Origin of the sequence: Ottowia beijingensis, assembly GCF_013423955.1 — a bacterium.
GTDB lineage: Bacteria > Pseudomonadota > Gammaproteobacteria > Burkholderiales > Burkholderiaceae_C > Ottowia > Ottowia beijingensis.
The window spans coordinates 3385914-3406086 of record NZ_JACCKX010000001.1 but is presented as its reverse complement, the minus strand read 5'-3'; the positions used below and the strand labels follow the sequence as shown (position 1 = coordinate 3406086).

16 protein-coding genes and 7 pseudogenes are annotated in these 20173 nt (G+C 67.4%); 14 read left to right on the top strand and 9 right to left on the bottom strand.

The annotated features are described in order from the left end of the window. Window positions 1–46: 46 nt before the first annotated feature. Together H0I39_RS16900 and arsB are read left to right on the top strand one after the other, a co-directional pair. A complete protein-coding gene (locus H0I39_RS16900; protein ID WP_180551256.1) occupies window positions 47–544 on the top strand; it encodes an arsenate reductase ArsC in 498 nt (165 codons plus the stop codon). A 221-nt stretch (window positions 545–765) separates the two neighbouring features. Continuing rightward, window positions 766–1830, top strand: coding sequence for an ACR3 family arsenite efflux transporter (gene arsB / locus H0I39_RS16895; protein WP_180551255.1), 1065 nt, complete (start codon window positions 766–768; stop codon window positions 1828–1830). 220 nt (window positions 1831–2050) lie between these two features. Here the strand turns inward: arsB and H0I39_RS16890 are convergent, their stop codons facing one another. Both H0I39_RS16890 and queG read right to left on the bottom strand, forming a co-directional pair. Further along, window positions 2051–3016, bottom strand: a complete 966-nt coding sequence (locus H0I39_RS16890) for a hypothetical protein (RefSeq protein ID WP_180551254.1) — start codon at window positions 3014–3016, stop codon at window positions 2051–2053. 239 nt (window positions 3017–3255) lie between these two features. Beyond that, window positions 3256–4382 (bottom strand): annotated as a pseudogene (gene queG / locus H0I39_RS16885) (tRNA epoxyqueuosine(34) reductase QueG). Here queG and tsaE point away from each other — a divergent pair. Together tsaE and H0I39_RS16875 are read left to right on the top strand one after the other, a co-directional pair. Continuing rightward, a complete protein-coding gene (gene tsaE, locus H0I39_RS16880; protein WP_180551253.1) occupies window positions 4332–4838 on the top strand; it encodes a tRNA (adenosine(37)-N6)-threonylcarbamoyltransferase complex ATPase subunit type 1 TsaE in 507 nt (168 codons plus the stop codon). The pseudogene queG and the gene tsaE overlap by 51 nt on opposite strands. Continuing rightward, window positions 4835–6306: pseudogene (locus H0I39_RS16875) on the top strand (N-acetylmuramoyl-L-alanine amidase). Before tsaE ends, H0I39_RS16875 begins: the two are co-directional and overlap by 4 nt. Before the next feature lie 254 nt (window positions 6307–6560). Here H0I39_RS16875 and H0I39_RS16870 read toward each other — a convergent pair. After that, complete coding sequence (locus tag H0I39_RS16870; protein ID WP_180551252.1) at window positions 6561–7316, bottom strand: DedA family protein; 756 nt, start codon at window positions 7314–7316, stop codon at window positions 6561–6563. 41 nt (window positions 7317–7357) lie between these two features. Further along, on the bottom strand, window positions 7358–7999 hold the full coding sequence (locus tag H0I39_RS16865) for a lysoplasmalogenase family protein (RefSeq protein ID WP_180551251.1): 642 nt from the start codon (window positions 7997–7999) through the stop codon (window positions 7358–7360). Window positions 8000–8035: 36 nt separating this feature from the next. Here H0I39_RS16865 and mutL point away from each other — a divergent pair. From mutL to H0I39_RS16835, 9 genes and pseudogenes are all read left to right on the top strand, one after another. Beyond that, window positions 8036–9669 (top strand): annotated as a pseudogene (gene mutL / locus H0I39_RS16860) (DNA mismatch repair endonuclease MutL); the annotation flags it as partial. Between the two features lie 21 nt (window positions 9670–9690). Then, the gene (locus tag H0I39_RS24265; protein WP_373368360.1) at window positions 9691–9864 is read left to right on the top strand and encodes a hypothetical protein; all 174 of its coding nucleotides are present in this window, start codon (window positions 9691–9693) and stop codon (window positions 9862–9864) included. Window positions 9865–10005: 141 nt separating this feature from the next. Further along, on the top strand, window positions 10006–10527 hold the full coding sequence (locus H0I39_RS16855; protein WP_180551250.1) for a pyridoxamine 5'-phosphate oxidase family protein: 522 nt from the start codon (window positions 10006–10008) through the stop codon (window positions 10525–10527). A 164-nt stretch (window positions 10528–10691) separates the two neighbouring features. After that, window positions 10692–11992 (top strand): annotated as a pseudogene (locus H0I39_RS16850) (putative DNA modification/repair radical SAM protein). 91 nt (window positions 11993–12083) lie between these two features. Then, a complete protein-coding gene (locus H0I39_RS22630; RefSeq protein ID WP_308645932.1) occupies window positions 12084–12770 on the top strand; it encodes a TIGR03915 family putative DNA repair protein in 687 nt (228 codons plus the stop codon). Continuing rightward, window positions 12761–12805: pseudogene (locus H0I39_RS23475) on the top strand (hypothetical protein); the annotation flags it as partial. The gene H0I39_RS22630 and the pseudogene H0I39_RS23475, both read left to right, overlap by 10 nt. Window positions 12806–12817: 12 nt before the next feature. After that, entirely contained in the window at window positions 12818–13588 is a 771-nt protein-coding gene (locus H0I39_RS22625) for a UdgX family uracil-DNA binding protein (protein WP_257645858.1), read from the top strand. Next, window positions 13585–14704 (top strand): annotated as a pseudogene (locus H0I39_RS16840) (ligase-associated DNA damage response exonuclease). Before H0I39_RS22625 ends, H0I39_RS16840 begins: the two are co-directional and overlap by 4 nt. Before the next feature lie 83 nt (window positions 14705–14787). Next, window positions 14788–16590, top strand: coding sequence for an ATP-dependent DNA ligase (locus tag H0I39_RS16835; protein WP_180551249.1), 1803 nt, complete (start codon window positions 14788–14790; stop codon window positions 16588–16590). 12 nt (window positions 16591–16602) lie between these two features. On the opposite strand, the gene H0I39_RS16830 is transcribed toward H0I39_RS16835, so the two are convergent. Next, window positions 16603–16914 carry a helix-turn-helix domain-containing protein gene (locus H0I39_RS16830; protein ID WP_257645857.1) on the bottom strand — a complete coding sequence of 104 codons (312 nt, stop codon included), beginning with the start codon at window positions 16912–16914 and terminating at the stop codon, window positions 16603–16605. Between the two features lie 7 nt (window positions 16915–16921). Continuing rightward, window positions 16922–17233 (bottom strand): type II toxin-antitoxin system RelE/ParE family toxin, encoded by a 312-nt coding sequence (locus H0I39_RS16825; RefSeq protein WP_180551247.1) that lies wholly within the window; start codon window positions 17231–17233, stop codon window positions 16922–16924. A gap of 50 nt (window positions 17234–17283) precedes the next feature. Here H0I39_RS16825 and H0I39_RS16820 point away from each other — a divergent pair. Beyond that, window positions 17284–17593: pseudogene (locus H0I39_RS16820) on the top strand (ATP-dependent DNA ligase); the annotation flags it as partial. 100 nt (window positions 17594–17693) lie between these two features. Here the strand turns inward: H0I39_RS16820 and H0I39_RS22620 are convergent. The 3 genes from H0I39_RS22620 to H0I39_RS24260 form a co-directional block, all read right to left on the bottom strand. After that, window positions 17694–18521, bottom strand: coding sequence for an OLD family protein (locus tag H0I39_RS22620; protein WP_257645856.1), 828 nt, complete (start codon window positions 18519–18521; stop codon window positions 17694–17696). A gap of 5 nt (window positions 18522–18526) precedes the next feature. After that, a complete protein-coding gene (locus H0I39_RS22615; RefSeq protein ID WP_257645855.1) occupies window positions 18527–19726 on the bottom strand; it encodes an AAA family ATPase in 1200 nt (399 codons plus the stop codon). 176 nt (window positions 19727–19902) lie between these two features. Continuing rightward, window positions 19903–20112, bottom strand: coding sequence for a hypothetical protein (locus tag H0I39_RS24260; protein WP_373368313.1), 210 nt, complete (start codon window positions 20110–20112; stop codon window positions 19903–19905). Window positions 20113–20173 lie beyond the last annotated feature (61 nt).

Genomic DNA, 20173 nt, shown 5'->3' with positions numbered 1-20173 from the left:
CCAGATCCCGCCCTGAAAACCACCCTTCCCACCACCGGACAAGCCCATGACCCACCAGCCCCTGAACGTGCTGTTTCTCTGCACCCACAACTCCGCCCGCTCCATCCTGGCCGAGGCGCTGCTCAACCACATCGGCGGCACGCGCTTCAAGGCCTACAGCGCCGGCAGCCAGCCCGGCACGGCGCCCAAGCCGCTGGCGCTGGAAGTGCTGAAGCACGCCGGCGTGGACACCGACGGCCTGCGCAGCAAGAGCTGGGACGACTTCGCGGGCGAGGCCTCGCCGAAGATGGACCTGGTCATCACCGTGTGCGACAACGCCGCCGGCGAAACCTGCCCCTACTGGCCCGGCCAACCGGCGACGGCGCACTGGGGCTATCCCGACCCCTCCGACGTGCAGGGCACGCCCGAGCAGCAGCGCGAAGCCTTCCGCCACACCATGCTGGCCATCAAGCGCCGGCTGGAACTGCTGATCGCCCTGCCACCCGAGAAGCTGGCCAGGACCATGCTGCAAGACAGCGCGCGGGCACTGGCCCAGGCGGGTTGATGCCACGGCGTCCCCTCTGTCTTGTGTGGGAGCGGGCTTGCCCGCGATACGGCGTCCCCGGTCAAGGCGAGGCCCCATCGCGGCCAAGGCCGCTCCCACAGGGCCGGGTTGCTGGGGTCGGCCAGGGCACCTCAACCTCGTCCCTGAACAAAAACTCCTTTATTCATAGCTGCCCGCGTTTACCCCGCCTGCGCCAAAGCCTGATTTGACTTGAAAACATCATGGGACTCTTCGAACGCTACCTGACCCTGTGGGTCGCCCTGGGCATCGCCGCCGGTGTGGCGCTGGGCGTGGTCATGCCGGGCTTCTTCCAGACCATCGCCGGCATCGAGATCGCGCACGTCAACCTGATCGTCGCGGTGCTGATCTGGGTGATGATCTACCCGATGATGATCCAGATCGACTGGTCATCCATCAAGGACGTGGGCAAGAAGCCGCGCGGGCTGGTGCTGACGCTGGTGGTGAACTGGCTCATCAAGCCCTTCACCATGGCGGCGCTGGGCGTGCTGTTCTTCAAGGTCGTGTTCGCGCCCTGGGTCGATCCGCAATCGGCCAGCGAATACATCGCCGGCATGATCCTGCTGGGCGTTGCGCCTTGCACCGCCATGGTGTTCGTCTGGAGCCAGCTGGTGAAGGGCGACGCCAGCTACACGCTGGTGCAGGTGTCGGTGAACGACCTGATCATGATCTTCGCCTTTGCACCCATTGCCGCCTTCCTGCTGGGCGTGACGGACGTGACGGTGCCGTGGCAGACGCTGCTGCTCTCGACCATCCTCTACGTGGTGCTGCCGCTGGTGGCCGGCGTGCTCACGCGGCATGCATTGCAACAGCGCTCGCCCACGGCGGTGGGCGACTTCGTGGCGCGGCTCAAGCCCTGGTCCATCACCGGGCTGATCGCCACCGTGGTGCTGCTGTTCGGCTTTCAGGCGCAGACCATTCTGGACAAGCCACTGGTCATCGCCATGATCGCCGTGCCGCTGCTGCTGCAGACCTACGGCATCTTTTTGCTCAGCTGGGTGGGCGCACGCCTGCTGAAGCTGCCGCACGACATTGCCGGCCCGGCCTGCCTGATCGGCACCTCGAACTTCTTCGAGCTGGCGGTGGCCGTCGCCATTTCGCTGTTCGGCCTGCACTCGGGCGCGGCGCTGGCCACCGTGGTGGGCGTGCTGGTCGAGGTGCCGGTGATGCTGTCGCTGGTGGCGCTGGTCAACCGCTGGGGCAAGCAGGCACCAGCAGCACGGCTGGCACAGGCCACGGGCCACGGGCCGCAAGGCCCTTTAGCCTGATTCCAATTCCAGATCAAAGTCCAATATCTCGTGATTCCGGCGCAAGCCGGAATCCAGACGGCGTGTGCGGAGAAACATGGATCCGGCCTTCGCCGGGATGACGGTGATTGACGCATTGAATTTGAAATGGAATGAGTGCAGCGCCGATGCGCCGCCCCGGGCGCGCAGCGGCCTTGCGTGCGCGCCGCAACCGGCGTGACCGGCCCGACGCCGCCTGCCCTCAGCGCGCGTCGCGCTTGCCCTCGAACGTCTTCTTGCGACCGCGCGCGGAGGCGTGGATCTTCTTATTGATCGGCTCGGCCTTCAGCGGGTTCAGGCGCTGCGCCTTGGCCGGCATGTTGGTGGGCACGGCGCCCTGCGCGTTGGCGCTGGACGTGCCGCCGACCTGGGTGCGGATGGCACGGCGCGCGGTGGGCTGGCCCTCGGTCGGGGCGGTAGCGGCTTTATTGGCGACGGCCTTGCGCACCTGCTTGACCAGCTTTTCAGCCGGCTTGGCGGCGCCGGTGATGGCTTTCTTGGCCGCGATCTTCTTGGCGGGTGCTTTCTTGGCGGTGGTTTTCTTCGGTTCTGCTTTCTTGGCTGCGGCTTTCTTGACCGCCGGGCGCACCGACGAGCCGCCGGCGCGGGTGGACTTGGCGCCGCGCGCGCTCACCACTTCGTAGCCCAGGTCCTCGGCGGCGCGCTTCTTGCGTGCCACCTGGCGCGGCTTGGTGGTGGTGGCACCGCGCATCGCCAGTTGCGCGCCTTCGCCGGGGGCGGCGTTGCCGGTGCTGCGGCGGCTGCGCTGCGCGGCCTTGGGGTTGGTCCTGGTGGTGGGTGCGCCGGGGGCGTTGTGCGCGCGGGCGGTCTTGGTCTTGCGGGCGGCCTGCTTGTCGAGCTTCGCCTGCGCCTTGGCGTGCTGCGCCTCGAAGCGCGTCAGCACCTCCTGCATGATCTCGGCCTTGACCTCGGTGCGGTTGTTTTCGCCGCCCATCTGCTTGCGATCCTTGGCCGGGCCGGTGCGCGTGGCCACGGTCTGGCGGCGGTAGGTGTCGCGGTACTTGTCGCGCAGGGCGCGGGCGCGGGTCAGCTTGGCGGCCAGCTGGCGCGGGTTCAGTTCCTTGATGGCGCCGGCGCGGCTGGCCTGGAACAGTTCGAGTTCGGGCTTGGTCAGCAGGGGTTGGACTTGTCGCAGGCTGTAGGTCATTGGGTCTCCTTCAAAAGGGGTTTCTTGGGGCACGCCTTGGCGCAAAGCGACAACACGAACGCGCATGCTACGCAATTCGATAGCAGCCCTTTGTCGGACAAGACGCTCTTGCGCTGCCCCAGCGTGCCACCGCATGACAGGCCGGATTGACGCATGGCCTAGAATGCTATGAAAATGGCAGCGTGCCGCGCATCACCAGCGCGGCCACCCCATCCAAAAACACTAGCAACGCCGTGACTTCACCGCTTCAAGGCCCATTGCACGTGCTCGCGCACCAGCGCGTGGGGTGCTCGGCGCGGGCCTGCAGCGAAGCCAGCAGCGGCGCGCGGCGCGCATCGCCGGGCGGCAGCGCGGCCAGGGCGTTGCCCAGCGCCACGGCGATGTTGCGCAGCCAGCGCACGTGGCCAATGCGGCGGATCGGCCCGCCTTCGGTGCGGCGCAGGAACTCTGCTTCGCTCCAGCCGAACAGCGTCACCAAGTTGGCATCGGCCAGGCCGTCGCGCGCGTCGAAGTCGGGCAGGCTGCTGCGCTGCGCGTACTTGTTCCACGGGCAGATGAGCTGGCAGTCGTCGCAGCCGTAGATGCGGTTGCCCATCAGCGGGCGCAGCGCTTCGTCGATGGGGCCGTCGTGCTCGATGGTCAGGTACGAGATGCAGCGCCGCGCGTCCAACCGGTACGGGGCCACGATGGCCTGCGTGGGGCAGATGTCGATGCAGGCGCGGCATTGCCCGCAGTGCGCGCCGGTGGCTTCAGTGCGCGGCAGGTGCAGGTCGACGTAGATCTCGCCCAAGAAGAACATCGAGCCGCCCTCGCGCGACAGCACCAGCGTGTGCTTGCCGCGCCAGCCCTGGCCGCTGCGCGCAGCCAGCTCGGCCTCCAGCACGGGTGCCGAATCGGTGAACACGCGGTGGCCGAAGGGGCCGATGGCGGTGGCGATGCGGTCCTGCAGCTTCTGCAACCGCGCGCGCAGCACCTTGTGGTAGTCGCGGCCGCGGGAGTAGACCGACACAATGGCCTCGCCGGGCCGCTGCAGGCGCGCCAGCTCGGCGGCCTGCCAATCGTCGGGCGTGTCCTGCGGCAGATAATCCATGCGCGCGGTGATCACGCTCACCGTGCCCGGCACCAGTTCGGCCGGGCGGGCGCGCTTCAGGCCGTGCGCGGCCATGTAATCCATGCGGCCATGGAACCCGGCCTGCAGCCACTGCATCAAACCCGGCTCGGCGGCGGACAAATCCACGCCGGCCACGCCGACCTGCGAAAACCCCAGCGCCTGCGCCCAGCCGCGCACCTGCGTCCACAGATCAAGGGAATCGATTTGAGCGCCACTCTCAGCCACGCCCAAATTGTAGAAAGCGCGCCACTGCATCTGCACTGGCGCACCGAAGACGACACCGCCGCCTTCGCCCGGCGCCTGGCCGTTCTGCCCGGCCTGCGCCATGCCTTCATCGAACTGCACGGCGACCTGGGCGCGGGCAAGACCAGCTTCGTGCGCCACCTGCTGCGCGCGCTGGGCGTGGAAGGCCGCCTCAAGAGCCCGACCTACGCCGTGGTCGAGCCGCACGCCACGCCCGATGGCCTGGCCGTGTCGCACTTCGACTTCTACCGCTTCAACGACCCGCGCGAGTGGGAGGACGCCGGCTTTCGCGACCTGTTTGCCGCGCCCGGCCTGAAGCTGGCCGAATGGCCCGAGAAGGCCGCCGCCCTGCTGCCGCCGGCCGACCTGGTGCTGCAGATCGAGGCGCAGGCCGACGACTCGCGCCAGGTCGCGCTCGGTGCCGGCACGGCCCTGGGCGCCCAACTGCTGCAGGAGCTGCGCGCATGAGCCGCCCGCCGCTGCCCCTGCCGCCCCAGCCCGCGCGCCGGCGCGCCCTGCTGCAGGGCGGCTCGCTGGTGCTGCTGCTGACCACGCACCACATCGCGCGCGGCGCCGGCATCGTGGCCGTGCGCGTGTGGCCGGCCGACGACTACACCCGCGTCACCATCGAATCCGACACGCCGCTGAAGACCACGCACCGCATGATCGGCCAGCCGCCGCGGCTGGCGGTGGACGTGGACGGGCTCGACCTGAGCCCCACGCTGCGCGAGCTGGTGGCCAAGGTGCGCGCCGACGACCCCAACATCGCCGGCCTTCGCGTGGGGCAGAACGCGCCCGGCGTGGTGCGGCTGGTGTTCGACCTCAAGCACGACATCAAGCCCCAGGTGTTCACGCTGGCGCCGGTGGCGGCCTACCAGCACCGGCTGGTGTTCGACCTGTACCCCGCCAACCCGCCCGACCCGCTGGAGCAGCTGATCGCCGAGCGCATGAAGGAGCTGGGCAGCGGCGCCACGGCGCCCACCGGCATGGCCGCCACCACGCCCGAGGCCACCGACTCGCTGGGCGACCTGATCGCGCGCCAGATCGAGCGCGCCAACGAGATGACGCGGCGCGATACCGCCGTGGCCCGCGCGCCCGCGCCGCCAGCCGCCCCGGCGCCGCCGCGCCTGACCATGCGCCCGCAGCCGCCCGCACCGCCGCCCCCGCGCCCGCGCCGCGCGCCACGGCCCGCGCACCCGCGGCCGAGCGCACCGACCGCCTGATCATCGTCGCGCTCGACCCCGGCCATGGCGGCGAGGACCCGGGCGCCATCGGCCCCGGCGGTACCTACGAGAAGGACGTGGTGCTGCAGGTGGCGCTGAAGCTGCGCGACCGCATCAACAACACCACCGTGGGCGGCAACCCCATGCGCGCCTTCATGACGCGCGACGGCGACTTCTTCGTGCCGCTGGCCACGCGGGTCGAGAAGGCGCGCCGCGTGGGGGCCGACCTGTTCATCAGCATCCACGCCGACGCCTTCATGCGGCCCGAGGCGCGCGGCGCCAGCGTGTATGCGCTGTCCGAGCGCGGCGCCTCCAGCGCCGCCGCGCGCTGGCTGGCCAGCAAGGAGAACGACGCCGACCGCATCGGCGGCGTGAACCTGGGCGTCAAGGATTCGCTGGTACAGCGCGCGCTGCTCGACATGAGCACCACCGCGCAGATCAAGGACAGCCTGACACTGGGCAGCGCCATCGTGCGCGAGATCGGCGGCGTGGGCCGCCTGCACAAGCGCAACGTGGAGCGCGCCAACTTCGCCGTGCTGCGCGCGCCCGACATCCCCAGCGTGCTGGTCGAGACGGCCTTCATCAGCAACCCCGAGGAAGAGCGCAAGCTGCGCAGCGAGGCCTACCAGAACGACCTGGCCAACGCGCTGATCAACGGCATCCAGAAGTACTTCGCGGCCAACCCGCCGCTGGCGCGCAACCGGCAGGTGTGACGCCGGCCACTTCATTATTGATAGTGGCCTGCGCCTGTCCATCAACGATTTCAAGCCAAAAGAATTTGAAATCGTTTATCAACGGGCGCCGGCAGCTATTTTTATTGAAGCACTCGGGCCGGTCAGGCGTGCGTTTTGTCACACCAGCGCCGCCTGTGGCCGCTGGCTGACGCCTCGGGTCAGCCCCGTCTGACAACCCCGGGCCGCCATCGCGCGTTGAATGAACACTGGCGCCAGCGGCACGGGCCGAAACGCTAGGTTTCTTGCAAGTTCTCCTCCAAAGCTTGGCGGGCGATTCCACCACCGGATCGCCCGCTTTTTCTTGGAGGAACAGACGCCGTGCGCGCGCCGTCAGGACGCGGCCGCGCCCTGCTTTCGGCACGGCCAGCCTTCCAGCCGCCATAGATGGCGATCAGGCCCGGCACGATGATCAGCGCCCAGATGATCTTGCTCAGGTTGGCCTGCACCCACGGCAGGTTGCCGAACAGGTAGCCGGCGGTGACGATGCCCAGCACCCAGATCAGCGCGCCGGTGACGTTGAAGAAGGTGAACTTGCTGCGCGTCATCTCAGCCACGCCCGCCACGAAGGGCACGAAGGTGCGGATGAAAGGCATGAAGCGCGCCAGGATCACCGTCACGCCGCCGTAGCGCTCGTAGAACTGGTGCGCGCGGTCGAACGCCTTGCGATTGAAGAAACGCGAGTCCTCCCACTGGAACACCTTGGGCCCGAAGTAGCGCCCGATGCTGTAGTTGCACTGGTCGCCCAGAATCGCCGCCACCAGCAGCACCGCCACCGCCAGCGGATAGCTCATCAGCCCCGCGCCGCACATGGCGCCCACCACGAACAGCAGCGAATCGCCGGGCAGGAAGGGCATCACCACCACGCCCGTCTCGACGAAGACGATGATGAACAGCAGCGCGTAGACCCACGGGCCGTACTGCGTCACGAAGGCGCCCAGGTATTTGTCGACGTGGAGGATGAAGTCCACGAGTTGCATCACGATGTCCATGGGGCGCGATTATCCGTGCGGCGCCGCAGCAGCGCCGCGCCTCACGCAGCGCCGGCCACCGACCACGCCATCAGCAACTGCGCCACGTAGTACGCCGGCAGGCCCCAGGCCTTGTTCAGGAAGGTCCTGGCCACGAAGGCCTGCCGCGCCACCGCCAGGTCCGACGCCGCGAACAGCAGCGCCCCCACCGCCGGCAGCCAGCGCCCCGTGGCCCCGGCGAACGCGATGGCCAGCGCGCACATCACCATGATCGCCACAATGTAGGCCAGCACCGGCCCCTTGAACCCCGCGCCCAGATGCGGCCACAGCCAGCGCAGGCTCAAAGCGCCCACCACCGCCATGGCCGCTGCTGCGGTGGCCAGAGCGCCCCAAGACCACGGCGCCTGCGCGAAGGCCGCCGAGAACGCGATGTGCGCCAGTAGAAAGAAGCCCAGTCCCGCCATGAAGGCCGCCGGCCGGTCGGACGCCAGTGCCACATCGCCCAGCGCGCTCAGCACCAGCGCCACCAGCACGATGGTTCCGTACGTCGTGGACAAGGCCCCCAGCACGAGCGCCAACGCGATGAAGCACAAGCTCGCCATCGTCTTGACCGTGCCCGCCAGCACCGGGCGCCCCACGCGCTCGGCCGCCAGCAGGGCGCCGACGAGAACGAGGCAGCTCACGGTGAACAGGATGGGCAGCATGGGTGGGTGTGTCGGTGCGGTTCCTAGAATCATGGCATGAGCACCCCACCCCGCCGCCCCATCCGCGAACTGCCCGACGAGCTGATCAGCCAGATCGCCGCCGGCGAGGTGGTGGAGCGCCCGGCCTCGGTGGTGCGCGAACTGCTCGACAACGCGCTCGACGCCGGCGCCACGCAAATCACCTTGCGGCTGCTGGCCGGCGGCGTGCGCCTGATCAGCGTGGAGGACGACGGCGCCGGCATCCTGCCCGAGGAAATGCCGGTGGCCCTGAAGCGCCACGCCACCAGCAAGATCGCCAGCCTGCCCGAGCTGGAATCCGTGGGCACCATGGGCTTTCGGGGCGAGGCCCTGGCTGCTATCAATTCGATTGCTGAAGTCGCCCTGTTGTCGCGCGCTGGCGGCCAAGATCGTGCTTATCTGCTGGACGGCCGCACCGGCGAACTGAAGCCCGTGGCGCGCGCGCAGGGCACCACGGTGGAGGTCAAGGAGCTGTTCTACAGCGTGCCGGCGCGCCGCAAGTTTCTCAAGACCGACGCCACCGAGCTGGCGCACTGTATCGACGCCGTGCGCCGCCACGCGCTGGCGCGGCCCGACGTGGGCTTCGCCATCTGGCACGAGGGCAAGCTGATCGAGCAATGGCGCGCCCACCCCGGCGATGCTGGCCGCGCCCAGCGCCTGGCCGACGTGCTGGGCGAGGATTTCCTGGCCGATTCCGTCGCCATCGACCATCGTGCGGGGTCGGTGCATGTCAGCGGCCGCGCGGGCCTGCCGGACGTGGCGCGTTCGCGCGCCGACCAGCAGTTCGCCTATGTCAACGGCCGCTTCGTGCGCGACAAGGTCATCACCCACGCCGCGCGTGCCGCCTATGAAGACGTGCTGCACGGCCAGCGTCAGCCGGTGTACGTGCTGCACGTGGCCATCGACCCGGCGCGCGTGGATGTGAACGTGCACCCGACCAAGATCGAGGTGCGTTTTCGCGACAGCCGCGAGGTGCACCAGGCGGTGCGCCACGCGATCGAAAACGCGCTGGCCGCGCCGCGCGCCGCGCTGGCCGGGACGCTGTCGAGCGATGCCGCGGGCCCGGATACCGGCGTCGCCTGGCCGGCTGGAAATTTCAGGTCTTTTAGGCCGCCCGCGCTTGATGGACAAGCGCAGGCAGCTATTCATTTTGAAGCAAGCGCGGCGCGCGCGGTGCATGAAGCGCAAGTGCTCTGGTCGGCCCGCGCGGCCGATGCGGCACCCGCCCCTGCCGCCGCGCCCGGCCACGACGCGCACGTGGCCGACTGGCCGCTTGGCCGCGCCATCGCGCAGCTGCACGGCGTCTACATCCTGGCGGAAAACCACGCCGGCCTGGTGCTGGTCGACATGCACGCGGCGCACGAGCGCATCGTGTACGAGCGGCTGAAAGGCCAGCTCGACGGCGCGCAGATCGCGCGCCAGCCGCTGCTGATCCCCGCCACCTTCGCCGCCACGCCGGCCGAAGTGGCCACCGCCGAAAGCGCCGCCGAGGTGCTGGCGCGGCTGGGGTTGGAGATCACCCCTTCTCACCCAAGACGCTGGCCGTGCGCGCCGTGCCCACCACGCTGGCGGCGGGCGATGCGGTCGAGCTGGCGCGCAGCGTGCTGGCCGAGCTGGCCCAGCACGAGGCCGCCACGGTGGTGGAGCGCGCACAGCACGAACTGCTGGCCACCATGGCCTGCCACGGCGCCGTGCGCGCCAACCGCCGCCTGACGCACGAGGAGATGAACGCCCTGCTGCGCCAGATGGAAGCCACCGAGCGCTCAGACCAGTGCAACCACGGCCGCCCGACCTGGCGCCAGTTGTCGATGAAAGAGCTGGACGCGCTGTTCCTGCGCGGGCGTTGACCGCCATGGCGCCGATGCGCGTGGCCCATTGGTCGCGCACATGCGCACTTGTCCTACGCCCTTGCGCGACAGGGCCCGGCCCGGTGCGCGCCAGCGGTACGGCCCAATGGATGTTCGCCTCAAACAACAAGGAACACCGACATGGCCGATATTGAGCAACAACCCCGGCAAGACCTGAACGGCGCCGCGGCAGGCAAGAAGATTCACGAGATCGCCAAGGACGCGCGCATGTGCATGTTCGCCACCGACGTCACCAACTTTCCCGGCGACGTGCGCCCGATGGCGATCCAGAAGGTGGACGAGGACGGCACCTTCTGGTTCCTCAGCTCCAGCGCCAGCGAGAAGAACCGCGACATCGCCAAGGACCCGCGCGTGATCGTCACTTGCCAGAACGACGACAAGTACGAGTACCTGGCCGTCTCGGGCACCGCCACGGTGCACACCGACCGCGCCACCATCGACAAATACTGGACCGCCCTGGCCAGCGCCTGGTTCGATGGCAAGGACGACCCGCGCGTGACCGTGCTGCGCGTGACGCCCAACGCAGGCCACTATTGGCAAACCACCTCGGGCAAGATCGTCTCATTCGTCAAGATGAGCTTTGCCGCGGTCACCGGCAGCAAGACCAGCGACGGCGGGGTGGACGGCGAGCTGAACGTGTGAGCCGCACGCGCGGCGGGCGGATCGCCGTCGCGCCGGGAAGGCCTGTCGCAACCGCGCCACTGCCCTCGCATCGGTAGCGGCCAGCGTTTTGCGGGGTGAGTCGCGCGTACGCCATGCTGCCCCGCCCTCATGCAGCGAATCCGCGAATGCTGTATTCTTATCCAGTGGATTTACCGACCAAACTCGCCATCCTGGCCGACGCGGCCAAATACGATGCCTCGTGCGCGTCCAGCGGCGGCACGCGGCGCGATTCATCGCAGGGGCGTGGCCTGGGTTCGAACGAGGGCATGGGGATTTGCCACAGCTTCGCGCCGGATGGCCGCTGCATCTCGCTGCTCAAGATCCTGTTGACGAATTTCTGCCTGTACGACTGCGCATACTGCATCAACCGACGGGGCAGCGATGTGCCACGCGCCCGCTTCACGGTGGAAGAAGTGGTGGCGCTGACGCTCGACTTCTACCGCCGCAACTGCATCGAAGGCCTGTTCCTGTCCAGCGGCGTCATCCGCGATCCGGACTACACGATGGAGCAACTGGTGCGCGTGGCGCGCACGCTGCGCGAGGTGCACGACTTTCGTGGCTACATCCACCTGAAGACGATTCCCGACGCCGCGCCCGAGCTGCTGGCGCAGGCCGGGCGCTGGGCCGATCGGCTGTCGGTCAACATCGAGCTGCCCACGCAGCAGGGGCTGGACCGCCTGGCGCCCGAAAAGAGCAGTACCAGCATCCGGCGCAGCATGGCCCGGCTGACGCTGGCGATCGAAGACGCTCAAACCGAGCGCCGCGCCGTGCGCGCCCAGCCCGTGCGCCTGCTGCCCGGCGCGGGGCGGCGCAAGGCCGCGCCGCCGGCATTTGCCGCCGCGGGCCAAAGCACGCAGATGATCGTCGGCGCCGACGGCGCCAGCGACGCCACCATCCTGGCCACCAGCGCGCAGCTGTATGGCGCCTATCGGTTGCGGCGCGTGTATTACTCCGCCTTCAGCCCCATACCGCACGCCGCCGCTGCCCTGCCCGCGCAGGCGCCGCCGCTGCTGCGCGAGCACCGGCTGTACCAGGCCGACTGGCTGATGCGTTTTTACGGCTTTGGCGCCGATGAAATCACGCCGTCCGGCCAGACCGGCATGCTGGCGCTGGATGTGGACCCCAAGCTGGCTTGGGCGCTGGCGCATCCGGAGCGCTTCCCGGTCGACCTGAATACCGCCCGCGCGCGCTGCTGCTGCGTGTTCCGGGCCTCGGGGTGCGATCGGTCGACAAGCTGCTGCTCGCGCGGCGCGCCCGCCGGCTGCGCGCCGCCGATCTGCGCGCGCTGCGCGTCAGCCCGGCCAAGGTGCTGCCGTTCGTGGTGCTGGCGGATCACCGGCCGCGCGCGGGTGGCGTAGAGCGTTCAGCGCTGGCCGAGCCGCGTTCGCTGGCGTCGCCGGCGGCGCCGGTACACCCATCCTCCCTTCAAGCGGCCTTGTTCTGACGCCCGGGTACGCCCATGCCCACACTCGCGCCCGAACGGACACCCGGTCGCCCCCGGAGGAAGACGGAGCTGAAGGCGACTTCAGCCTCTCATCTCAAGGCGCCGGGTCGCCGCCTCCCATCGCCGAGCCCGACCTCATCCCCCCACGCGCGCCTTCGACCGCTTTCGTGCCCAAGCCCTGGCGCTGCTCGCCGCCGGCATCGCGCCCGCCGACGCCGCGCCGCGCTGGGCCGCTTTCGCCGCCGCTGAAAACCCCTCGCCCGACCTGCTGGCCGAAGCCGCCGCGCCGCCGGCCCACCCTGCGCCCGCAAGCTTTGCCGCCGCCTTGCAGTTGCCCCGCGCCTTCGTGGCCGCCGCGCGCCGCGTGGTGCTGCATCGCGACCCGGCGCGCTTCGAGCTGCTGTACCGCGTGCTGTGGCGCCTGCGTCACGAACCCGCCTTGCGCCACGACGTGCTGGATGCCGACGTGCAGCGGCTGGCGCGCCTGGCCAAGGCGGTGCAGCGCGATGCGTACAAGATGCGCGCCTTCGTGCGCTTTCGGCCCCTGGCTGCCGATGACGGCGGCGAGCCGATGCACGTGGCCTGGTTCGAGCCCGAGCACGACGTGCTGCCCGCCGTCGCGCCCTGGTTCGCGCGGCGCTTTGCCGGCATGCGCTGGGCCATCCTCACGCCGCACCGCAGCGTGCGCTGGTGCCCTGACACCCGCCAGCTGACCGACGGACCCCCGCGCAGCGCGCCGACGCCCCGCCGGCCGACGCGGGCGAGGCACTGTGGCTGACCTACTACCGGCACATCTTCAATCCGGCGCGGCTCAACGTGCCGCTGATGCGCCAGCACATGCCGGCCAAGTACTGGCGCAACCTGCCCGAGGCGGCCGAGATCGCCGCCCTGGTGGCCGCCGCGCCCACGCGCACGGCGCGCATGATCGAGCAGGCGCCGGGCGCGCGCGTGGTCGCCCCGCGCGGCCCGCGCCGCAACCCGGACCACGTTGACGATGTCGACCAGCCGTTGCGCACGCTGGCCGAGCTGTCCGCCGCCGTGCAGCATTGCACCGCCTGCCCGCTGGCGCAGCACGCCACGCAGGGCGTGTCAGGCTCCGGCCCGCTGCGGCCGCCGCTGATGCTGGTCGGCGAGCAACCCGGCGACCGCGAGGACCTGGCCGGCCTGCCTTTCGTCGGCCCCGCCGGCCAATTGCTCGACCAGGCCCTGGCGCTGGCCGGCATCGACCGCGCCCAGCTCTATCTGACCAACGCCGTGCGCCACTTCAAGCACGAGCTGCGCGGCAAGCGCCGCCTGCACAAGACACCGGCGCAGCGCGAAGTGATGGCCTGCCGCCCTTGGCTGCTGCGCGAGATAGAGCTGGTGCAGCCGCAGGCCATCGTCGCCCTTGGCGCCACCGCCGCGCGGGCGCTGCTGGGGCCCGGCGTCAAGCTGGCTGCGCTGCGCGGCCAGCCGTGGCCGGGGCCGGGTGGGCGGCCGGTGTGGGTCACCTGGCACCCCGCGGCGCTGCTGCGCCTGCCGGCTGACGAACGCCAGCGCACCTGGCCGATGTGGATCGCCGACCTGGCGCACGCCAGCAACGCCGCAGCGCCATGACGGCTGGTGACCTCGTCATCGCCACCCCGCGCGGCCTGTATTGCCCGCCCGGCGACTTCTACATCGACCCGTGGCGGCCGGTCGATCGAGCCGTCATCACCCACGCGCATGGCGACCACGCGCGGCGCGGGCACGGCGCCTATCTGGCGCACAGGCAGAGTGAACACGTGATGCGCGCACGCCTTGGCGACGACATCGCGCTGCAAACCCTGGCCTATGGCGAGCCTGTCACGTTGAACGGCGTGCGCGTTTCGCTGCACCCCGCCGGCCACGTGCTGGGTTCGGCGCAGGTCCGCATCGAGCATGCCGGCCGCGTGTGGGTGGCCTCGGGCGACTACAAGCTGGACGCCGACCCCACCTGCGCGCCGTTCGAGCCCGTGCGCTGCGACGTGTTCATCACCGAATCGACCTTCGGCCTGCCCATCTACCGCTGGCCCGCGCCCGCCGCGCTGTTCGCCGATCTGAACGCCTGGTGGCGCGCCAACGCCGAGGCCGGGCGCGCCAGCATCGTCTATGCCTACGCCTTCGGCAAGGCGCAGCGGCTGCTGGCGGGCGTGGATGCGTCCATTGGCCCCATCGTCTGCCACGGCGCCGTCGAGGCCCTGAACGACGCCTACCGCGCCAGCGCCGTGGCGCTGCCCGCCACGCACCGCGTCACCGATGCGGCGATCGACAAGGCGGCCTTGAAGCGCGCGCTGGTGATCGCCCCGCCCTCGGCCGGCGGCACGCTGGCTGCGCCGCTTCGGCGAGCATGCCGACGCATTTGCCAGCGGCTGGATGCGAATCCGCGGCGCGAGGCGGCGGCGCGGGGTCGACCGCGGCTTCGTGCTGAGCGACCACGCCGACTGGCCCAGCCTGCAGCGCGCCATCGCCGCCACCGGCGCGCCGCGCGTCATCGTCACCCACGGCAGCGTGCCGGTGATGGTGCGCTGGCTGGCCGAGCAGGGCCTGCAGGCCGGCGCGTTCGACACCGACTACGGCGGCGAGGACGACGACGCGCAGCCCGAAGCGCCCGCCACCACCGACCCGGACCGCGCCACGGGTGCGGAGCCCGGCAATGACCCCGGCGCGGACCCGGGCGCGGATTCCGGCGCGCACCCAGCGTACCCACGATGACTATCCTTTTGATAGCTGAAAGCGCTTACCCATCAAGCGGTGGCAGCATTTTTGCGCTGAATCACGCGCCTGAGGCACAAGCGATGCACGCCTTCGCCGCCCTCTACCGCGCCCTCGACGCCAGCACGTCCAGCCTTGCCAAGCAGGCCGCGCTGCAAGACTACCTGCGCGCCGCGCCGCCGGCCGATGCGGCCTGGGCCGTCTACTTTCTCGCTGGCGGCAAGCCGCGCCAGCTGGTGCCCACGCGCGTGCTGCGCGAGCAGGCGCGCGCGGCGGCCGGCCTGCCCGAATGGCTGTTCGACGAAAGCTACGAAGCCGTCGGCGACCTGGCCGAAACCATCAGCCTGCTGCTGCCCGAACCTGCCGCGCCCGTGCAACGCCCGTTGGCCGACTGGCTGCAGCACCACCTGCTGCCCCTGCGCGGCCAGCCGCCCGAGGCGCTGCACGCGCGGCTCGCCGAGCAGTGGCGCGAACTGGCCGCCGATGACCGGCTGGTGTACTTCAAGCTCATCACCGGCGCGTTTCGCGTCGGCGTGTCGAAGCTGCAGGTCACGCAGGCGCTGGCCGCCGTGAGCGGCGTCGACTCAAAAATAGTCGCCCAGCGCCTGATGGGCTACACGCAACCCGGCGCCCGGCCCACGGCGGCCGACTTCAGCGCCCTCACCGCGCCGGCCGACGCGCCCACGCTGCTCGGCGCGCGCGGCGGCCAGCCCTATCCGTTCTACCTGGCGCACCCGTTCAACGAGCCTCTGGCGCGCTTCGACGAACTGCTGGGCGCGCCCGCGCAGTGGCAAATCGAGTGGAAGTGGGACGGCATTCGCGCGCAACTGGTGGTGCGCGATGGCCAGGTCTTCATCTGGTCGCGCGGCGAAGACCTGGTGACCGACCGCTTCCCCGAACTGGCCGCCCTGGGCGCCACGCTGCCCGAAGGCACGGTGCTCGACGGCGAGATCGTGGTCTGGAAGACTACTGATTTGATAGCTGCTCGCGCACGCCAGACAAGCGCTGGCGGCCAAATCGATTCAGAAACCGCCGACACCCACGCCGTCTACGCCGGCAGCGTGCAACCCTTTGCCGCCCTGCAGCGCCGCATCGGCCGCAAGACGCTTGGCGCCAAACTGCTGGCCGAAGTGCCGGTCGTGCTGCTGGCCTACGACCTGCTGGAGCTGGACGGCCACGACCTGCGCGCCCAGCCGCAACACGCCCGCCGCACCGCGCTCGAAGCGCTGGTCGCCGCGCACCCGCACCCCGCGCTGCACCTGTCGCCGCTGCTGCATGGCGAAACGTGGGCCGACCTCGCGCGCCAGCGCGAAGCGGCGCGGCGCTTAGGGACAGAAGGCTTCATGCTCAAGCACCGCGACGCGCGCTACGGCGTCGGCCGCACCAAGACCGCGCTGGCGGGCAGTGTCGATGCCGACGCGCCCGATGCACCGGCCACGCGCCCCGCGCTCGGCCAGTGGTGGAAGTGGAAGATCGACCCCATGAGCGTCGACGCCGTCCTCATCTACGCCCAGCGCGGCCACGGCCGCCGCGCCAGCCTGTACAGCGACTACACCTTCGCCGTCTGGAGCGGCCCGCCCGAAGACCCCGACCGCACGCTGGTGCCCTTTGCCAAGGCGTATTCGGGCCTCACCGACGAAGAAATGCGCCAGGTCGACGCCATCGTCCGCAAAACCACCCGCGAAAGCTTCGGCCCCGTGCGCAGCGTGGAGCCGACGCTGGTGTTCGAGCTGGGCTTTGAGGGCATCGCCCGCTCGGCGCGGCACAAGAGCGGGATTGCGGTACGGTTTCCGAGGATGCTCAGGTGGCGGGTGGACAAGCCGGTGAACGAAGCGGATAGCTTGCAGACGCTGATGGGGTTGTTGCCTGCACGCGGCGATCATTGAATCGGCCGGCTTTCACTCCGGCCGCAAGTTCGCCCCACCCGCCAGCGCCAGAACCGCCTGCGGGTTCATCGCAGCGATCGTCAGCAGCGTGCGCGCCGCGCCGCTCGGCTCCTTGCGCCCCTGCTCCCAGCCCTGCAAGGTACGCACCGAAACGCCGATCAACTTGGCAAACTGCGATTGCGACAAGCCGGTTTTCCGCCGCGCTTCCACGGCCGGCGTGTGCACCACATGCACTTGGCCGGCCTTCATTTCGCGCACCGCCTGCAACAAATCCGCCGCCAGGTCACGGCCTGCTTCGTACTGCTCCAGTTCAGCAGGCGACAAAGGTTTCTTAACTTTCGAGGACACGACGAATCTCCTTCAGTTGCGGGCCAGTCAAGTTGTCGGTCGCCGACTTGGCATACAAGGTCAGCAGCACCAACTGGCCCGAAGCCAGACGCGAAAAATAGATCACGCGCACACCGCCCGACTTGCCCAAGCCCGAGCGCGCCCAACGCACCTTGCGGATGCCGCCCGACTGCGGCACCACATCGCCCGCCTCTGGGTTGTCGGCAAGAAAGGCTGCAAATTGACCCCGCTCCTCCTCCGTCCAGTACATCGGCCATTGCCGCTGGAACAGCGTTGTCTCGACGATGGTCAACATGATCCAATTGTACGCCTTAGGCGCATAGATGCAGCGCGCTCGAAGCCGAACGCACGCTGGTGCCCTTCGCCAAGGCGTACTCCGGCCTGACCGACGAAGAAATGCGCCAAGTCGACGCCATCGTCCGCAAAACCACCCGCGAAAGCTTCGGCCCCGTGCGCAGCGTGGAGCGGACGCTGGTGTTCGAGCTGGGCTTTGGCATCGCCCGCTCAGCGCGCCACAAAAAGCGGGATTGCGGGGCGGCTTCCGAGGATGCTCAGGTAGCGGCAGGATAAACCCATTGCCAAGGCGGATACTGTGCAGGCGTTGATGGCGATATTGCCTAATCACGGTCAGAAGTCCAGCAGCGAGCCAGGCTAACGAACGGGTCGATTCATCCATTTTGAAAAGTTGTCGTCGGATGGCGAGTTAACAACATGGACTCCACTGGTGCTGCGCGCTTTTATCGCGCAGTACTCCATTATAAAGCGCTACCCAAAATATGCAGATCAGTGTGTATGCCAACGTTCAGTGACAGTCCTTCGTTAACTGGCCACAAGTGCATTGAAGGTCTTAAAAACCTCTTCAAAACTGTCAAGGGTCGCTTGAACTGCGGGCGAATCCGCATCCAATACAGAAGGGTTCTCCAAGAGCCAACGCGCCGCACCGAAGTGGTCAAACTCTGCGACCGTTGTAGGCATGAGTTTGAATAGGGCCTCAGCTTTTTTACGATGCGCGCGGTTGGCGCTGCAGCCATCAATGCTTCCTTCGTGACCACATTGGTTACAGGCGGATTGTATGCTCCATTGAGCATCTCAACAAACAGGTCAATATCGAACAGGTCCTCTACATCCGATTCGGACTGATTGGTGAAGTCTGAGCAGGTGTAAAAATGCCCGGCCTTCAGGATGTCAGCCTTCTTCAAATTCTCAATCTTGGTCTTGTCCCCATTGGCAATGTCGGATAAAACCGCTACATTAATTCTATTACCGCCAAATAGCCTGACGAACGGCGCAATTTTGTCAATGCCGCCCGATGGGCATAGCGTCCATTTAGGATCGAGCGCAGTGCGTCGGCGCTTGGCTAACGCCTGCGAAACAACCTGCAAGTATAGAATGTCCGATGGACCTTCGACAAGCCAAGTATTTGCGCCGATGAACAGAGATTGAGTCACTTCATAACCCAACGCACCTTGAAGAGGGAAGAGCGTGTCGTTATTTACCTCCAACACGTCTGATCGCACCTTCGTCCCCTGGACCTCAGGACGCTTGCCCTGCTTCTCTATAACCACGTCCTCTACGATGCGCACATCAGCTAGGCGATCCATAGGAACCATAAAGGGCGAATGAGTGGTAAAAATAACTTGGTGGTCTGGCAGTAGTCGCTCGACGACGTATCGAAGGAGATCCCCTGCGCCTTGCCATGCAAAGTCAGACCGGGTTCATCCAACAAAACGATCGCATTGGAATTACCCGGAGTCTTCCTTAATTGCTTGAACTGAGCGAGGAAAGAGAAGAACCACACGAAGCCTGCGCTACGCTCCGACAACGGGAGCGTTGCTTTGTGATTATTATTTTTGATACGAATCTCCGCCACCGTTCCCGTATTGAATGGAGCGGGATCCTTAGCCTTTCCGCTGTCAATGTCGATAATAACTTCGAGTGCGTTGTTTTGACTCCAAAACTGGAAAATCTCCTCCGTAATTTCATTGCTGGCGGCCTCGCAAGTGGCTTTCAAAGTTTCCCGACGATCCACTTCCAACAGTTCTTCAAGCGTCGTCCCCGCATACTCCAAGAATGCTAAGAAAATCTGATCGCCAACAGACACGGCTTTGTTCTGCTTGTCCTGCTGGAGTTTCTGAATCGACACCATGCCCGACATACGTTCGAAGTGTGACGTGAAGAAGAACTTAGGCTGCCTAGCAGACAGCACGTCGATCACACCTACGGTAAAACTTGATCCCCTGCATTGTTTGATTTCCTGTAACAGCGCCTCTTGCTTTGGTGTTCTCTGCGCTACCGCGGACAGAGCCGTATCAGCTCCTAAACCATTGGTCACTCCATGCAAAGCGTTACGTTCGGTTGCATCAAGAGCATGCTTGCTGAGCATATTTTCAAGCACCTTTTCGCTATCTACGTCGATATCCCAAATACGCTTATTCTCATCGTATCGAAATCCAAAATGAATCTGGAAAGTATCGCTCCTCAAAACTCCTTTTCCGAACTTTCTTTCCACAGCGGCTATATCCGAAGAATCAAGTCGCCACCATGTTCGGATCACCTCTGCTGTCCCATCCTCATGACGGTCGTCGAAGCGAGTAGCGAAGCGCCTTGGATAATCAATAGCTTCGTCGAATTCAAAGGGTTGCGAGGGGCGGAGGCCACGAATGGCGCTCAGCAGCGCGGTCTTACCCGCTTCATTCTTACCAACAAGGCACGTAAGATCGCCAACCTCGAACTCGCCGCTGTCCTCCACGGACCTATAGTTTTGGACGCGAACTTTGACTAGTTTCATGGTTTATTAGCTTTAACTGGGTATTTAATGAAACCGCGGAGCTGGATCGCGGGACACTCCTTACACGGGTAAGGATATGCAACCGATATGTGCAATGCAAGCCATCAGCGGCTTCGTCCGACCCGTAGCCGACGAATCGGCCCTGACAATACTCCATGGCCCGCCCCTCCCCCAGCTCACCCGAGCGCGTTGACGCCACCTTCGGCCGGGCCGAAGACTGGCTCGCCACGCGCGGCCATCGCCCCTTTCCGTTCCAGTTCGAAGTCTGGCAAGCCATTGCCGAAGGCCGCAGCGGCCTGCTGCATGCCACCACGGGCGCGGGCAAGACGCTGGCGGTTTGGCTCGGCGCCTTGAAGCGTTTTGTGCCGCCAGCGCTTGCCAGACAAGCGCAACCAGCTATCGAATCCGAAGCAATCGCCGACCCGGCCAAAGCCCCGCCGCTCACGG

Coding starts and splice junctions, on each gene's coding strand:
- H0I39_RS16900 (WP_180551256.1), top strand. CDS start 47: ATGACCCACCAGCCCCTGAACGTGCTGTTTCTCTGCACCCACAACTCC.
- arsB (WP_180551255.1), top strand. CDS start 766: ATGGGACTCTTCGAACGCTACCTGACCCTGTGGGTCGCCCTGGGCATC.
- H0I39_RS16890 (WP_180551254.1), bottom strand. CDS start 3,016: ATGACCTACAGCCTGCGACAAGTCCAACCCCTGCTGACCAAGCCCGAA.
- H0I39_RS16870 (WP_180551252.1), bottom strand. CDS start 7,316: ATGGACATCGTGATGCAACTCGTGGACTTCATCCTCCACGTCGACAAA.
- H0I39_RS16865 (WP_180551251.1), bottom strand. CDS start 7,999: ATGCTGCCCATCCTGTTCACCGTGAGCTGCCTCGTTCTCGTCGGCGCC.
- H0I39_RS24265 (WP_373368360.1), top strand. CDS start 9,691: ATGGCCTGCCACGGCGCCGTGCGCGCCAACCGCCGCCTGACGCACGAG.
- H0I39_RS16855 (WP_180551250.1), top strand. CDS start 10,006: ATGGCCGATATTGAGCAACAACCCCGGCAAGACCTGAACGGCGCCGCG.
- H0I39_RS22625 (WP_257645858.1), top strand. CDS start 12,818: ATGCGCCAGCACATGCCGGCCAAGTACTGGCGCAACCTGCCCGAGGCG.
- H0I39_RS16835 (WP_180551249.1), top strand. CDS start 14,788: ATGCACGCCTTCGCCGCCCTCTACCGCGCCCTCGACGCCAGCACGTCC.
- H0I39_RS16825 (WP_180551247.1), bottom strand. CDS start 17,233: ATGTTGACCATCGTCGAGACAACGCTGTTCCAGCGGCAATGGCCGATG.
- H0I39_RS22615 (WP_257645855.1), bottom strand. CDS start 19,726: ATGAAACTAGTCAAAGTTCGCGTCCAAAACTATAGGTCCGTGGAGGAC.